The sequence below is a fragment of the Phenylobacterium sp. genome, assembly GCF_030697925.1.
Taxonomy (GTDB): domain Bacteria; phylum Pseudomonadota; class Alphaproteobacteria; order Caulobacterales; family Caulobacteraceae; genus Phenylobacterium.
Genome location: NZ_JAUYOJ010000100.1, coordinates 1 through 14,690 on the forward strand (window position 1 = coordinate 1; position 14,690 = coordinate 14,690).

Annotated in this window: 15 protein-coding genes; 9 read left to right on the top strand and 6 right to left on the bottom strand. The window is 67.3% G+C overall.

Annotated elements, in window-relative coordinates; all coding sequences use genetic code 11:
- Window positions 1-901 (bottom strand): cytochrome P450 (locus Q8Q88_RS09430; RefSeq protein WP_305674940.1); only part of this gene is annotated, 901 nt, incomplete at its 3' end.
- A 205-nt stretch (window positions 902-1,106) separates the two neighbouring features.
- Here Q8Q88_RS09430 and Q8Q88_RS09435 point away from each other — a divergent pair.
- Window positions 1,107-2,207, top strand: a complete 1,101-nt coding sequence (locus Q8Q88_RS09435) for an NADH:flavin oxidoreductase (protein ID WP_305674941.1) — start codon at window positions 1,107-1,109, stop codon at window positions 2,205-2,207.
- A gap of 167 nt (window positions 2,208-2,374) precedes the next feature.
- Here Q8Q88_RS09435 and Q8Q88_RS09440 read toward each other — a convergent pair whose 3' ends face one another.
- Both Q8Q88_RS09440 and Q8Q88_RS09445 read right to left on the bottom strand, forming a co-directional pair.
- On the bottom strand, window positions 2,375-3,286 hold the full coding sequence (locus Q8Q88_RS09440) for an SMP-30/gluconolactonase/LRE family protein (protein WP_305674942.1): 912 nt from the start codon (window positions 3,284-3,286) through the stop codon (window positions 2,375-2,377).
- Window positions 3,287-3,367: 81 nt separating this feature from the next.
- Window positions 3,368-3,886 (bottom strand): dihydrofolate reductase, encoded by a 519-nt coding sequence (locus Q8Q88_RS09445; RefSeq protein WP_305674943.1) that lies wholly within the window; start codon window positions 3,884-3,886, stop codon window positions 3,368-3,370.
- Window positions 3,887-4,061: 175 nt separating this feature from the next.
- Between Q8Q88_RS09445 and Q8Q88_RS09450 the strand changes: the two genes are divergently transcribed.
- Window positions 4,062-5,594 (top strand): hypothetical protein, encoded by a 1,533-nt coding sequence (locus Q8Q88_RS09450; protein ID WP_305674944.1) that lies wholly within the window; start codon window positions 4,062-4,064, stop codon window positions 5,592-5,594.
- On the opposite strand, the gene Q8Q88_RS09455 is transcribed toward Q8Q88_RS09450, so the two are convergent.
- Window positions 5,595-6,434 carry a thymidylate synthase gene (locus Q8Q88_RS09455; RefSeq protein ID WP_305674945.1) on the bottom strand — a complete coding sequence of 280 codons (840 nt, stop codon included), beginning with the start codon at window positions 6,432-6,434 and terminating at the stop codon, window positions 5,595-5,597.
- 168 nt (window positions 6,435-6,602) lie between these two features.
- On the opposite strand from Q8Q88_RS09455, the gene Q8Q88_RS09460 reads away from it, so the two are divergent.
- The 4 genes from Q8Q88_RS09460 to Q8Q88_RS09475 all read left to right on the top strand — a co-directional run bounded on the left by Q8Q88_RS09460 (window position 6,603) and on the right by Q8Q88_RS09475 (window position 8,963).
- Window positions 6,603-6,917, top strand: a complete 315-nt coding sequence (locus tag Q8Q88_RS09460; RefSeq protein ID WP_305674946.1) for a hypothetical protein — start codon at window positions 6,603-6,605, stop codon at window positions 6,915-6,917.
- 94 nt (window positions 6,918-7,011) lie between these two features.
- Window positions 7,012-8,091, top strand: coding sequence for an alkaline phosphatase family protein (locus Q8Q88_RS09465; RefSeq protein WP_305674947.1), 1,080 nt, complete (start codon window positions 7,012-7,014; stop codon window positions 8,089-8,091).
- Window positions 8,092-8,256: 165 nt separating this feature from the next.
- Complete coding sequence (locus tag Q8Q88_RS09470; RefSeq protein ID WP_305674948.1) at window positions 8,257-8,547, top strand: hypothetical protein; 291 nt, start codon at window positions 8,257-8,259, stop codon at window positions 8,545-8,547.
- Window positions 8,548-8,684: 137 nt separating this feature from the next.
- Window positions 8,685-8,963 carry a hypothetical protein gene (locus Q8Q88_RS09475; RefSeq protein ID WP_305674949.1) on the top strand — a complete coding sequence of 93 codons (279 nt, stop codon included), beginning with the start codon at window positions 8,685-8,687 and terminating at the stop codon, window positions 8,961-8,963.
- A gap of 33 nt (window positions 8,964-8,996) precedes the next feature.
- On the opposite strand, the gene Q8Q88_RS09480 is transcribed toward Q8Q88_RS09475, so the two are convergent.
- Window positions 8,997-9,551 carry a DUF924 family protein gene (locus Q8Q88_RS09480; protein ID WP_305674950.1) on the bottom strand — a complete coding sequence of 185 codons (555 nt, stop codon included), beginning with the start codon at window positions 9,549-9,551 and terminating at the stop codon, window positions 8,997-8,999.
- A 138-nt stretch (window positions 9,552-9,689) separates the two neighbouring features.
- Between Q8Q88_RS09480 and Q8Q88_RS09485 the strand changes: the two genes are divergently transcribed.
- The 3 genes from Q8Q88_RS09485 to otsA all read left to right on the top strand — a co-directional run bounded on the left by Q8Q88_RS09485 (window position 9,690) and on the right by otsA (window position 13,366).
- A complete protein-coding gene (locus Q8Q88_RS09485) occupies window positions 9,690-10,493 on the top strand; it encodes an RcnB family protein (RefSeq protein ID WP_305674951.1) in 804 nt (267 codons plus the stop codon).
- Between the two features lie 142 nt (window positions 10,494-10,635).
- A complete protein-coding gene (gene ilvC / locus Q8Q88_RS09490) occupies window positions 10,636-11,655 on the top strand; it encodes a ketol-acid reductoisomerase (protein WP_305674952.1) in 1,020 nt (339 codons plus the stop codon).
- A gap of 313 nt (window positions 11,656-11,968) precedes the next feature.
- On the top strand, window positions 11,969-13,366 hold the full coding sequence (otsA, locus tag Q8Q88_RS09495; protein WP_305674953.1) for an alpha,alpha-trehalose-phosphate synthase (UDP-forming): 1,398 nt from the start codon (window positions 11,969-11,971) through the stop codon (window positions 13,364-13,366).
- Here otsA and Q8Q88_RS09500 read toward each other — a convergent pair whose 3' ends face one another.
- Window positions 13,367-14,614 carry an SLC13 family permease gene (locus Q8Q88_RS09500; RefSeq protein WP_305674954.1) on the bottom strand — a complete coding sequence of 416 codons (1,248 nt, stop codon included), beginning with the start codon at window positions 14,612-14,614 and terminating at the stop codon, window positions 13,367-13,369.
- Between the last annotated feature and the right edge of the window lie 76 nt (window positions 14,615-14,690).

Below are 14,690 nucleotides of genomic sequence, written 5' to 3' on the forward strand. Positions count from 1 at the left end.
CGGAGACCATCGACGGGATCAGGCCGGGATTGTCGCGTAGCTTGCGGTACTGGTCGGGGTTCTGGTTGAGCGCCAGGACCGAGCCGGTCATCGAGTTGCGGGTGGTGTCGTTGCCGCCGTCGTTCAGGAGGATCAGGTTCCCGAGATACTCCATCCGGTCCTTGTTCTTGGTGGCCTCGCCGTGGGCCAGCATGGAGATCAGGTCGCCCTTGGGCTCGGCGTTGATCCGCTCGTTCCAGAGCCGCGTGAAGTAGTCGACGCAGCCGAACAGCTCGGCCTTGCGCTCGGCGTCGACGATCTCGGGATCGGTGGAGCTGAACAGCCCCGATTCCGGACCGGCCGTGGCCACGTCCGACCACCGGGTCAGCATGCGGCGGTCTTCCCAGGGGAAGTCGAACAGGGTGGCCAGCATCTGGGTGGTCAGCTCGATGGACACCTGGTCCACCCAGTCGAAAGGCTCGCCGATGGGGAGTTCATCCAGTGTCTTCTGAATCCGGCTGCGGATCAGCGGCTCGAGGACGTGCAGGTTGGCCGGCGAGACGATGGGGCTGACGGTCTTGCGCTGGACGTCGTGCTTGGGCGGGTCCATCGCGATGAACATCGGGAGCGTGAAGTCTTCCTTGGGGTCGAAGATGGTGATCGCCGGCTCGGAGGAGAACACCTCGTGATTGGTGTCGACGGCCATGATGTCGTTGTACTTGGTCACCGACCAGAAGGCGCCGTCCTCATGGTGCTCGGCCGGGTGCAGGTGGACCGGGTCCTCCTTCCGCAGGCGTTCGAAGTAGGGCCACATGGTGTCGGTGCGCCACAGCTCGAGGTCGGTGACGTTGATGTCTTCCAGCGGCATGGCGTAGGCCTTCGCACGGGCCTCGGCCTTCAGATCGATCGCGCCGTCGCTCATGGGATCCTCCGTTCAGCGCCGCTCCGGGCGCTTCTGTCGCTATCTAATCACTGTTCAGAAGAATGCGGGAGCGGGGCCCGGCTGGCAACCCCGTGATCGATGACACCTGCGTCATTTTTCAGGCCGCCGCCAGATTTTCTGGACTGACCGAGGCGCACGGTCGTGCTCTACGTGCGACGAACACCCGTTTGAAACCGGAGCGCCCATGGCCGCCGACGCCCTCTTCACCCCCTTCGCCTTCAAGGGACTCCACCTCGCAAACCGCATCGTCATGGCGCCGATGACCCGCTCGTTTTCGCCGGGCGGCGTGGCGACCCGGGAGGTCGCCGACTACTACCGCCGCCGCGCCGAGGGCCAGGTGGGGCTTATCGTCTCGGAGGGCACCGGCGTGAATCGGCCGGCCTCGGTGAACGACCGCAACGTGCCGCGTTTCCACGGCGAGAAGGAACTGGCCGCCTGGAAGACCGTGATCGACGAGGTCCACGCCGCCGGCGGTGTGATGGCCCCGCAGCTCTGGCACGTGGGCGCGGTGCGCACCCGCGACCCGGAATGGGCCCCGCCCGGCCCCTATGACAGCCCCTCGGGCCTGTCGCGGCCCGACAAGGAATTCGGCGCGCCGATGAGCGACGCCGATGTAGCCGACGCCATCCGCGCCTTCGCCGAGGCGGCCGGAAACGCCAAGAAGCTGGGCTTTGACGCTGTGGAACTGCACGGCGCCCACGGCTACCTGATCGATCAGTTCTTCTGGGATGGGACCAACCGCCGCGAGGACGCCTACGGCTCCAAGGCCCTGCCGGGCCGAGCGCGATTCGCCGCCGATATCCTCAAGGCCGTGCGCGCCGAGGTCGGGCCGGACTATCCGGTGATCATCCGCATCAGCCAGTGGAAGCAGCAGGACTACGAAGTGAAGCTGGCCCAGGACCCCAAGGCCCTGGAAGCCTGGCTGGGCGCCCTGGTCGAGGCCGGAGCCGACATCCTGCACTGCTCGCAGCGACGGTTCTGGGAGCCGGAGTTCGAGGGCTCGGACCTCAACTTCGCCGGCTGGGCCAAGAAGGTCACCGCGGTCCCGACCATCACCGTGGGTTCGGTGGGTCTGTCGGGCGAATTCATCGCCGGCTTCGCGGGCGAGGCCTCGCAGCCGGCCTCCCTGGACGAGCTGGAAAAGCGCCTGGAGCGCGGCGACTTCGACCTGGTCGGCGTCGGCCGCGCCCTGCTGCAGGACCCCGAGTGGGTTCTGAAGGTCCGCGACGGGCGCACCGAGGAGCTGAAGAGCTTCGACCGCGGCGTGATGGCGACGCTGTACTAGGGCTGCGCCTCAAAGGTGCTCCCCTCCTGGGGGAGCTGTCAGCGAAGCTGACTGAGGGGGACTTTGACTCGCTTTCGAGCGCTTCAACCCCCTCCGGCCCGTCGCGAAGAGGCGACGATCCACCTCCCCCAAATCGCGCTGCGCGCTGGGGGAGGAACTGGTCTGCGCTAGGCGTTGAAGTTCAGCTTCAGGCCCGGGCGGGGCCAGGTCGCCATGTAAAGCTTGCCGGTGGCCGAGGCGGTGATCCAGGCGGTGCTCATGTCCCCGCCGCCGAAGCAGATGTTGGTGACGATGAGGTCGGGGACGGCGAAGTGCTCAATCGAGCCGTCGGGGTCGAAGGCGGTGACTCCGCCGTTGATGATCGTGGCCACGCAAACATTGCCCGAGGCCTCCACCGCCAGGCTGTCCAGCAGCTGGTAGCCCGGCAGGTTGCAGACCACCCGGCCGGGGGCGAAGCCCGCCGGGGGCGCGAGCACGCCCGGCTCGGCCACGTCGAAAGCCCAGAGCCGGCCGAGCTGGGTGTCGGCCACATAGACCACGCTCTCGTCCGGTGAGAGGCCTATGCCGTTGGGCGAGATGATGTGGTCGCGCTGGCGGCTGATGTGGCTGCCGTCGACCTTGGCGTAATAGATCGCGCCGAACTTGCGGCCTTCCGGGGTGGAGCAGCCGTGGTCGGTGAACCAGAAGCCGCCCTGCCTGTCGAAGACGATGTCGTTGGGGCCGACCAGCCGGCGACCGTCGCAGGCGTCGTAAAGGGTGGTGAGCGCGCCGGTCGCCAGGTCGAAGCGCTGGATCATGCCGCCCTTGTGGCTGGGCGGGGTGGGGCCGGGGATGGTCATGCCCTGGTTCTCCAGCCACTGGAACGAACCGCCGTTGTTGGTGATGTAGATGGCGCCGTCCGGGCCGATGGCCGCGCCGTTGGGCCCGCCGCCGGTCTCGACCACGGCCTCCTTGCGGCCGTCGGGATGGACGCGGGTGAGGCGCTGGCCCTTGATCTCGGTGAGGATGACGCTGCCGTCGGCCATGGCGATGGGGCCTTCGGGGAACTCGAGGCCCTCGGCGATGAGTTGCAGGTCCATGATCATCCCTCCCGTCGCCGTTCGGGGTGACGGCGTTCGGGCGGGACTATGGGCGGGCGACGCGGGGGCAGGTCAAGGACCTCAGCGCCGCTCCAGGACCCGGAAGGTGAAGGGGTAGTCGTCGCCGTCGCCGGCCGGATAGGCCTCGCGGCGGACCTCGGTCCAGCGACTCTCGTCGATGGGGGAGAGCACCACGTCGCCCTCCACCTCGGCGTCGACCTCGGTGAGGTAGAGGCGTCTGGCGCGGGGCAGGGCCATCTCGAACAGCGAGGCGCCGCCGATGACGCAGACCTCCTCGACCCCGTCCTCTTCGGCCTGTTCCTTGGCGATGGCGAAGGCCTCGGCGAAATCCTCGCAGACCACGGCCTGTTTGGGCTCGAACGAGCCGTCGCGGCTGAGCACGATGTTGGTGCGGCCGATCAGCGGCTTGCGCGGCAGGCTGTCCCAGGTCTTGCGTCCCATGATCACCGGCTTGCCCATGGTCACGGCGCGGAAGATGGCCATGTCGGACTTGAGCCGCCAGGGCAGTCCGCCGTCCTTGCCGATGACGCCGTTGCGCGACCGGGCGATGGGGCCGGCGGTGAGGATGGGTGTGGTCATTCGGCTGTCTTAGCAGCCTTCAGCCGCTGGACGCCAAACTCCGAAGTTCAAGAATATCGGAAAGCGCCGACCGTTGGCTCACCCTGCAGGCGAACGCCAACTTGAAGAGGATTTGCCACGCAATCCATTCTAAGGTTGTATTAACCAATCATAATCGCCGCTAGGGGGTGGGACTATGAAATGGGCTGGACGAATTGCGGCCATCGGGGCGCTGGGGCTGAGCGGGTGCTCGACGGTCAATGACGGTGTCGGCGACGTCAAGTTCTGGGACGGCCGCTGGGAGGTGACCTCGCCGGGGGCGGGCATGAGGGTGACCGAGACCACACCCTTCTCGATCACGCTCGACACGGCGTTCATCAAGAGCTTCCAAGAACTGCAGTTCTCCCAGACCGCGACCGTGGTGCGGCGCAATCCGCTGGGCAAGCACGGCGAGATCGCGGTCCTGGTGAAGTCGGTGGTCGCCAGCGACGAGGCTCCGAAGGCGGTGGACAGCCGGGTGGCGGCGAGCTTCGACGACTACCGGCTGATCTACTATTCGGATGACGTCTACCCGAACCAGTTCCTCAACTTCGACACCGCGGTCGTGCATGGCCCAGGCCGGATCGAAGGGGGCAGCGTTCGGCTGGAGTTCGTCATCCTCGAACTGGACCGGACCAGCGAGCAGGCCGAACAGCTGCTGTCGAAGATCGCCGACCTGTCCAAGACCCCGCTCGGCCTGACCGGCCCGACCGCGGGGACGCTGCTAAGCCTCGGCACCACGCTGTTCACCTCGGCCAACGACGACCGCCAGTTCAAGTTCGAGGTGAACTTCTCCCTGGACGACGGGCCCAACCCGCTTCGCTTCGGGCGCTATGTCATCATCCGCCAGGAGGACCGCACCCAGACCTTCGATTGGCAGCCCTACTGCGTCAACGAGCAGAACGGGCGGCTCTACTATAAGGGGAACACCGTCGGCTGCGCGCCCTTGGCGGAGCCCATCCGTCGGGCGACCAAGGCCGCGGACGACCCCGAGAATGAGAGGCAGTGGCGCGACTACGTCAAGAACGAGTTCCGCGCCGACACCTATCTCAGCCTCACCGTGGCGCCGCGGGCGGCGAGTTCGAAGCCGTTCCCTTATGAGACGTTCGGCGCGCTCGCGACTCGGATCCGGACGGCCGACAACGGCTCCATCAAGGCCCTCAACGCCGCCGCGGCCGACCTGGTGCTGGCGCAAAAGCAGGAGGCGAACAAGGACGACGCCATGGGCGAGTGGTTCCGCCTCGAGGAGGCGACGCGCCGCTATGCGACGTCCCTGGTGTATTTCGACCCCGACCCCGACCCCGCCAAGCCGGGCGTCTGCATGATCCGCGGCACCAACGATGACGATGCGGTTCGCGATGCGGCGCTCGCCGACCTCCGACTGAAAATCTCAATCCTCGAAGGACAGTTGGCTGTCGCCAAGAAATACCTCGGGCCCAGCGCAAAGCCGGACGACCGGCACGTCGCCGATGCGTGGACCGTGATCGATTTTCAGGGGGTCGCCCGCGCGGCCCTGAGCTTTGCGGGCGATCCGAAGATCTCGCCCTCCAAGACGCTGGATCCGGCCAATGTGGACAGCGCCGATCCCGCAGCGGGCATGTTCCGCAAGGATGGTATTGAGGAGAACCTCAAGAAGGTCGCGGTCAGACGCGCCAACGCCCTCAAGGACAGCAAGACTTGCGGCGCCTAGCTAAACGGCGATCGGGGCCGAGATCTTCTCGTGGGCCTTGTAGCCGCGGAGCTTGAAGTCCTCGTACTCGAAGGCGAAGAGGTCGCGCTTGTCGGCGATCTCCATGACGGGGAAGGGCAGGGGTTCGCGTTCCAGCTGCTCGCGGGCCTGGTCCAGGTGGTTCAGATAGAGGTGGGCGTCGCCGAGCGTATGGACGAACTCGCCGGCCTGCAGGCCGACCACCTTGGCCATCATCATGGTCAGCAGGGCGTAGGAGGCGATGTTGAAGGGCACCCCCAGGAAGACGTCGGCGGAGCGCTGGTAGAGCTGGCAGCTCAGTTTCCCGTCCGCGACGAAGAACTGGAACAGGCAGTGGCAGGGCGGCAGGGCCATGTCGTCGACATCGGCCGGGTTCCAGGCCGAGACGATGTGGCGGCGCGAATGTGGAGTGGTCTTCAGGGTCTCGACCACATTGGCGATCTGATCGATCACCCGGCCGTCCGGCGCGGTCCAGGAACGCCACTGCTTGCCGTAGACCGGGCCGAGCTCGCCGTCGGGGGCGGCCCATTCGTCCCAGATGCTGACCCCTCGCTCCTGCAGCCACTTCACATTGGTGTCGCCGCGCAGGAACCACAGCAGTTCCAGGATGATCGACTTGCGGTGCAGCTTCTTGGTGGTCAGCAGCGGGAAGCCCTTGGCCAGGTCGAAGCGCATCTGGCGGCCGAACACGCCGCGGGTACCCGTGCCGGTGCGGTCGCCGCGCTCCACGCCATTGGCCAGGATGTCGGCCAGCAGGTCGAGATACTGCCGCTCCGGGTGGGCGGCGTCCTGCGATTCGACGATGGCGACGTGGGCGTTCATGGGTCCTGCCGCGTGAAGGTCTTAGAGGTGATTCGCGACTGATTCGCGGCCTCTTACGAGATGTGGGACCGGAAAGACATGTGGATCATGTCGTCGCGGGCAAGGCTTACCGACGCGGGCGCCGGGGCCAAATTTCAACCACTGGACGTGGACCGGGAATCCCCGAGAATGACCGCCATCACTCGGGGGAATTCGAACATGTTGCTGGCCATCGCCTTAGCCGCCCTGCTCGCCGCGGCCGGACCGCCGCCGACGCCCGCCACGGGCGCCGCACCCGGCCAGCCCGAGCTCAAGCCCGGCGAGCGGGTGGTCAAGATGGTCTGCCGCAACGAGCAGAGGCCCGCCTCGCGCATGGTCAAGCGGCGCTGCATGTCCGTCGAGGACTGGAAGCAGCAGGAGAAGGACGCCCAGGCGGCGCTGAAGGACATGCAGGATCGTCGCGAGATGAACCCGCCCTGCCAGTCGAGTGGCCGGACCTGCTGAGCCGTATCTCGGCGCCTGGTCGCCGCGGGGCCTTCACATCGCCGTCGCCGAGTCGTCCTAATCGCCTGCGGGAACGCAAAAGTGGGGACGCGTCATGAAAATCCTGAGCCTGTTGGCCCTGGCCTTGAGCCTGGTCGCCTCGAACGCGGCGGCCAAGGACGGCCGGGTGGTGCTGGTGACCCTGGATGGCCTGCGCTGGCAGGAGGTGTTCCGCGGGGCCGAGACCGCGCTCGCCGAGGACCCGACCTATGTCGAGGACCGCAAGGCGGTGAAGGCGGCCTATCTGGATCCGGCCGACCGCAAGGCGGCGCTGATGCCGTTCCTGCACGAGGTGGTGGCCAAGCAGGGCGTCTTGATCGGCGACCGCGACAGCGGCTCCTGCGCGCGGGTGACCAACGACCAGTGGTTCTCCTATCCCGGCTACAACGAGATCCTGACCGGACGGCCCGATCCGGCGATCAAGTCGAACGATCCCAATCCCAACGCCAATGTGACGGTCCTGGAGTGGCTGATCCGCCAGCCGGGGTTCGAGGGCAAGGTGGCGGCCTTCACCTCATGGAACGTGTTCACCGCCATCATCAACGCCGAGCGCAGCGGCGTTCCGGTCGACGTTGGCATGCCCAGACCGAAGGCCCGGAACGCGGTGGAGGCGCATCTTGAACGAATGCAGGCGCAGACCCCCCGGATCTGGCCAACGGTCCGGTTTGACGTCTTCACCCACAACTACGCCCTGCAGGCCCTGAAGCGCGACCGGCCGAGGATGGTCTATATCGCCTACGGCGAAACCGACGACTTCGCCCATGAGGGCCACTACGGCCTGACGCTGGACGCCGCGCGGCGCACCGACGGCTTCCTGCGCGAGCTGTGGAGCACCCTTCAGGCCGACAAGGCCTATGCCGGCAAGACCACGCTGATCGTCACCACCGACCACGGCCGCGGGTCGGGGGCCAAGAAGGGTGACTGGAAAGGTCACGGCAAGGTGCTATGGCCGCGGTCCGACGAGACCTGGATCGCCGTGATCGGCCCCGGGGTGAAGGCGGGCCTGTCGCGGACGCCCGACTGCGCGGGCGCCGACCAGGTGGCCGCCACGGCGCTCAGCGCGCTCGGCCTCGACTGGCAGGCCTTCGATCCGAAGACGGGGCCGCCGCTGCCGATCTTCGAGGACCCGCGCTAGGCGAGCACAACGGGCGCGCCTGCTGGTGGCGCCGATCCGGGTCCGACAGCCGACGATTGCACAACCCAGTTGTTGCGCACGATCGGGAAAGTGAAGCAGATTGACCCCTTACGCAGCCGAGAACGGGCTAAGCCGCCGCGGACTCGAATGAATTGGGGGCTACCAATGTTGCTAGTGTTTGCCGCCGCGGCCCTTCTGGCGGCCACCGAGCCCACGTCGTCGGCGCCGCCGACCCCTACCGAGGCCGCCAACAAGGACCTTGCCGCGGCTCCGGCCCTGAAGCCCGGGGAGAAGAAGATGAAGGTGGTCTGCCGCACCGAGACCGCGACAGGCACCCGGTTCGGCAAGCGGGTCTGCCTCTCGCTCGACGACTTCAAGCGGCGCCAGGAGGAGTCCCGCGAGGGCTTCGCCGAGATGCAGCGCAACCACAACGTAACCCCGACCAAGGGTAACTAGGCGCGTCTCACGCTATCCCTTCGGCGAGGCGAGTAATGGCTGAGCTACATTTGTGGCTAGTCAGACTCTACTATTGGACGAGGGCGGAAAACTCACGCAAGTTGAGCATCGTCATCCTGTCCCCCTGGAGCCGTCAGATGCTCATCGCGCTCACCCTCGCGGCCATTCTCGCCACCGAGCCGCAGCCTGCCAGCGCGGCGCCCGCCGCCGCCGTGGCCGCCAGCGTCGCCCTCAAGCCCGGCGAGCGGAAGGTCAAGGTTGTCTGTCGCAGCGAGACGGCGACCGGCACCCGTTTCGCCAAGCGCACCTGCCTGTCGCTCGAGGATTTCAAGCGGAGACAGGAAGAGTCCCGTGATGGGTTCGCCGAGATGCAGCGAAACCAGATGATGAGCTACAAGAAGGACAATGGTCACTAAGAACGAATAGGCCGCGCCGCGAGCGCCTTGCGGTCAGCCCGCGAAGCCGCCGTCGTCGAGGAAGGCCTGTTCGGCCGGGGTGGTGATCCGGCCCAGGCTGGCGTTGCGATGCGGGAAACGGCCGAAGCGTGCGATGATGTCGCGGTGGATCACCGCCCATTTCAGCGACTCCGCGTCGCCCGTCTCGTCCCGCACGGCGGTGAACAGGCGCACGGCCTCGTCCTGGTCGGCGAGGCCCTCGGCGTGCTCGAAGGGCATGTAGAAGAACTGCCGCAGCTGCGGATCGACGGCGCGGTCGTGGCCGGCGTTCACCGCGGTGCGCGCCACCTGCCGGGCCCGGCCGTCGGTGGCGAAGGCGTGGGGCGAACCGCGGAACAGGTTGCGCGGGAACTGGTCGAACAGGATGAGCAGGGCGAGCGCCCCATCGGCGGTCGCCGCCCATCCGTCGTACTCGCCGCGGGCGGCGGCGTGGTGGACGGGCTCGAACTTCAGCGCGATCGCGGCGTCGAACCTGGGGTCCTTGGCGTACCACTTTTGCGGTCCGGCGGTGCGCCAGAAGCCGGTGACATCCTGAGGTGCGGCGGCCATCTGAACCCTCTCGAACAGGCGTCCTATGTCGGATGGGTCGCCGTTTCGTTCAAGCGCGGTTCAGCTTGTCGGAGTCATTCCTGTTAACCAAGGGACCAATTCGGGCGTCGGCGGCCTTCCGCCACATCGGGAATAGACATGTCGAAACTTGGTACGAGCGTTCTGGTCCTGGCCCTGCTGGCCTCCACCGGCGTGGCCGCCGCCCAGGAGGGCGGCTACCGGCCGGAAATGCGCCGCAGCTGGAAGAACACGGACCGGCCGGAGACCGCTCCGGAGACCCGCCCGGCCCGGCAGGCCCGCGAGGCGCCGGCCGCGCCCCAGGCCGCCGCGGCCCCTGAGGCGCCGCGGGTGCGCGACAGCGGCGAGCGCGGCCCGCGTCCGGACGGCGAACGCCGGGACTGGAACCGTGGCGACCGCGGAAGCCGCGGCGGCGATCAGGCGCGCCCGCCGGCGCCCGCCGTGATTCAGCCCGCGCCCGAGCAGCGTCGCGACTGGAACCGCGACGGGCGCCGCCCCGACACCGATCGGGGAGACCGGCGAGACCGCGACTGGAACAACGACCGGCGCGACGGCCGCGACTGGAATCGCGATCGCAATGACGGGCGCCGCTGGGAAGACGGCCGCCGCTGGGACGACGCGCGCCGCCATCAGCAGCGACCTCGCTACGACCGGCGCCACTACCATCCCGACTGGCGCAGCCAACAGCGCTACCGTGGCTGGGCCTATCACGCGCCGCGCGGCTTCTATGCCCGCAGCTGGGTGTTCGGCGACCTGCTGCCGCGCAGCTGGTGGGAGCCGCAGTACCGGATCGACGACTGGTGGGCCTACGGCCTGCCCATTCCACCTATCGGCTACGAATGGGTCCGGGTGGGCGACGACGCCCTGCTGGTGGACATGTTCAGCGGACGGGTGATCCAGGTGGCTCGCAACCTCTTCTGGTAGACGGTCGTTCGGCCGCGGGACTTCCCTTGCCGGACAGGCGAGGGAAGTCTTGACCTTCGCGCAAAATTCCCCTCCATAGCCCCGCCTTTGCTGCGGTGCCGTTGCGCGTTCCGCGGCTCGTCTTGTCTTCAGGAGAATGATCATGCGCGTCTACTACGACCGCGACGCCGACCTCGCCCGCATCCTGGACAAGAAGATCGCCATCGTAGGCTATGGCAGCCAGGGCCGCGCCCATGCGCTGAACCTGAAGGACTCCGGCGTGAAGAACGTGGTCGTGGCCCTGCGCCCCGGCTCGGCGACCGCCAAGAAGGTCGAGGCCGACGGCCTGAAGGTCATGTCCGTGCCGGAAGCCGCCGCCTGGGCCGACGCCATCATGGTGCTGGCCCCCGACGAGCTGCAGCGCGGCATCTATAACGAGGAAATCGCGCCCAACATCCGTGACGGCGCGGCCCTGCTGTTCGCCCACGGCCTGAACGTGCACTTCAACCTGATCGAGCCGGCGCCCGGCATCGACGTGCTGATGATCGCGCCGAAGGGCCCCGGCCACACCGTGCGCGGCGAGTACCAGAAGGGCGGCGGGGTGCCGTGCCTGATCGCCATCCACCAGAACCCGACCGGCAACGCCCACGACTTCGGCCTGGCCTACGCCTCGGCCATCGGCGGCGGCCGTTCGGGCGTCATCGAGACCACCTTCCGCGAGGAATGCGAGACCGACCTGTTCGGTGAGCAGGCCGTGCTATGCGGCGGCTTGGTGGAACTGATCCGCGCCGGCTTCGAGACCCTGGTCGAGGCGGGCTACGCGCCCGAAATGGCCTATTTCGAGTGCCTCCACGAGGTGAAGCTGATCGTGGACCTGATCTACGAAGGCGGCATCGCCAACATGAACTACTCGATCTCCAACACCGCGGAGTACGGGGAGTACGTGACCGGGCCGCGCATCGTCACCGCCGAGACCAAGGCCGAGATGAAGCGCGTGCTGGAGGACATCCAGTCGGGCCGCTTCGTGCGCGACTTCATGGCCGAGAACCAGGCGGGCCAGCCCAGCTTCAAGGCCACCCGCCGCCGCGGTTCGGAACACCAGATCGAGGAAGTGGGCGGTCGCCTGCGCGCCATGATGCCTTGGATCACTAAGAACAAGCTGGTTGATACGGCCCGCAACTAGGCGCGACTCCTTCGCCGACATGTCGAAGCCCCGGACGAAAGTCCGGGGCTTTTTCGTGACCGGTCACACCTGTGTGAGGACCGGCCTAAAGCGCCGCAGGTGTGTTAAGAGAACATCTGGGGTTGCAACGAATAACGCTCCTTCACCCACTCGAACGCAGCCATATAGTTGGCGGAGACTTTGATCTCGTCCGGAAGATAAACTCTGGGAGATCTGTCATAAAATGGGGGAGTCTTGAAGCATTGTCATATGATGGATGTTTGGCGCTCGGATATTTGCGGAAATTCTTCCGAAGACTTTGCGACGTGTCCTCGTGAGCCGTCTGATCGTGGTTTCCAACCGAGTGCAACCGCCCGGAGACGCCGGGAGCGGCGCGGTGGGCGGACTGGCTATGGCGCTGGCCGCGGCCCTGCGTGAGTACAGCGGCGTCTGGTTCGGCTGGAGCGGCCAGACGACCGGGCAACACACGGGCCAGGTTTCACTGCAGCGCCAGGACGGGGTCACCGTGGCCACCCTGGACCTCGAAGAGCAGGACCGGCAGGAGTACTACAACGGCTACGCCAACCGGACGATCTGGCCGCTGTTCCATTACCGCGTCGACCTCTCGGCCTATGAGCGGTCCTTCAGCGAGGGATATGCACGAGTCAACGCACGCTTCGCCAAGGCGCTGGCGCCGCTGATCGGCGACGGCGACTTCATCTGGGTGCACGACTACCACCTGATCCCGCTGGCGCAGGAGCTGCGGAAGCAAGGCGTGCGCAACCGGATCGGCTTCTTCCTGCACATCCCGTGGCCGGCCCAGAGGCTGCTCACCACCCTGCCCAACCACGCCGAACTGACCAGCGCCCTGTTCGACTACGACCTGATCGGGTTCCAGACCGAGGACTCGCGCTCCGCCTTCGAGGACTATGTGGTCAAGGTCGCGGAGGGCGAGGCGCGGGGCCGTCGGATGGGCGCCTTCGGCCGGACCGTCGAGGTGGGTGTCTATCCGATCGGGCTCGACGTGGACGAGTTCGAGGCTTCCGCCGCCGGCGAGGTCGCCGGGGCGGAATTCGCTCGGATGCAGGCCAGTCTGGCGGGCCGCAGCATGGTGCTGGGCGTGGACAGGCTCGACTATTCCAAGGGACTGGAAGAGCGGTTCCTGGCCTATGAGCAGTTCCTCCAGGACAATCCCGACCTGCGCGAGAGGGTCTTCCTGTTGCAGATCGCCACGCCGAGCCGCGAGGAGGTCACAGCCTATCAGGACATCCGCGCGCGGTTGGACGCGGTGACCGGCCGTATTAACGGCGCCTTCGCGACCGTGGACTGGGTGCCGATCCGCTATGTGAACCGGACCTATCGACGCGACGAACTGGCGGGAATCTACCGGGCGGCGCGCGTGGGCCTGGTAACGCCCTTGCGCGACGGCATGAACCTAGTCGCCAAGGAATATGTGGCGGCGCAAGACCCCGAGGATCCAGGCGTGCTGGTGTTGTCGCAGTTCGCAGGCGCCAGCGAGCAGATGGACGAGGCTCTGATCGTCAATCCCTTCAACCGCGAGGAGGTCGCCGGTGCCGTGGCGTGGGCCTTGACCATGGACAGGGCCGAACGCGTCCGCCGCTGGTCCCTGCTGATGGACGGACTGCGGCGGAGCGACGTGCGGGCCTGGCGGGACGCGTTCGTCGGCGACCTGCGCGGCCATGAGCCGCCGGCCCGAAGGATCGCCAGCTGACTAGAACGGAAAGAAGCGCGGGATCGTGACGATGGCCACGACGCCGGTCAGGATGTTGAGCGGCAGGCCGACGCGGACGAAGTCGAAATAGCGGTAGCGGCCAATGTGGTGGACGATGGCGTTGGTCTGGTAGCCGAAGGGCGTGGCGAACGCGGCGCTGGCGGACATCATCACGGCCACAACGAAGGGCCGTGGATCGACGCCGAGGTTCTGGGCCAGGCCGATGGCCAGCGGTGTCAGCAGAACGGCCACCGCGGCGTTTGACATCAGCTCCGTGAGGATCGAGGCGACGATATAGACCGCCGCCAGGGCGACGACGGGCCCAAACGGCCGGGTCAGGCGGGCGATCACGTCCGTGGCGTCGCGTGCGAGACCCGTCCTGTCGAGGGCGGCGCCCACCACCAGCATGCCCGCGATCATCAGCAGCACCTGGGGGCGAAGTCCGGAATAGGCCTCCTCGGGCTCCAGGGCGCGTGTAAGCAGCAGCAGCACGGCGCCGGCGAAAGACACGGTGGCGATTGGCATGCCCCCAGCGGCGGCGCCCAGCACGAAGGCGAAGACGACCGCGGAGAACAGGGCCTTGAGCGGCCGCAGGGGGCGCGCGTCGTCGACAAGCGGCAGGGGTTCGCTTCCGTCGTCGGACGGCAGCAGGCGCGGCGCGACGATCAGCAGATAGAGGCCGCCCGCCGCGGCGACAGAGACGCCGACCCCGGTGATCTCGAACAGCGTAAACCCGGTAAGCCCCGCCTGGCGCGCCATGTCGTCGACCAGCAGGTTTGTGGAGGTTCCGATGAGCGTGCAGAGCCCTCCTAGCACCGCGGCGTAGGACAGCGGGATCAGCAGCTTGCGCGGCGACCAGCCGAGACGCCGGGCGGCGTCCTGCACCACCGGCGCGGCCAGGATCACCAGCGGGGTGTTGTTGAGGAAGGCCGACAGCACCGCGCAGAGACCGATGATCAGCGGCACGGAGGCCGCGCCCAGCCGCTCCACCAGCCGCGAAGCCGAGCGCAGGATCAGAGCCATGACCCCGGTCCGGCTGAGCGCCTCGGCCAGCACGAAGAGCGAGGCGAGGGCCACTAGCGCGGGACTGGCGAAACCCCGCTGCAGATCCTCGAGGGTCGCCACTCCAAGGATCGTCAGGATCGCGGCGGCGGAGAGCGCGACCACGTCGGCGCGCAACCTGCCGTTCAACAGGGCCGCGACCACGCCGGCCAGCACCGTCAAGGTCGCGATCTGGGCGAAGGTCATGCGGCGCGGGCCTCCGGCGATCGGCCCCGCGGGGCGTCACGCGGGACTTTCGGCGGATCGCAAGGAGATCACAAGC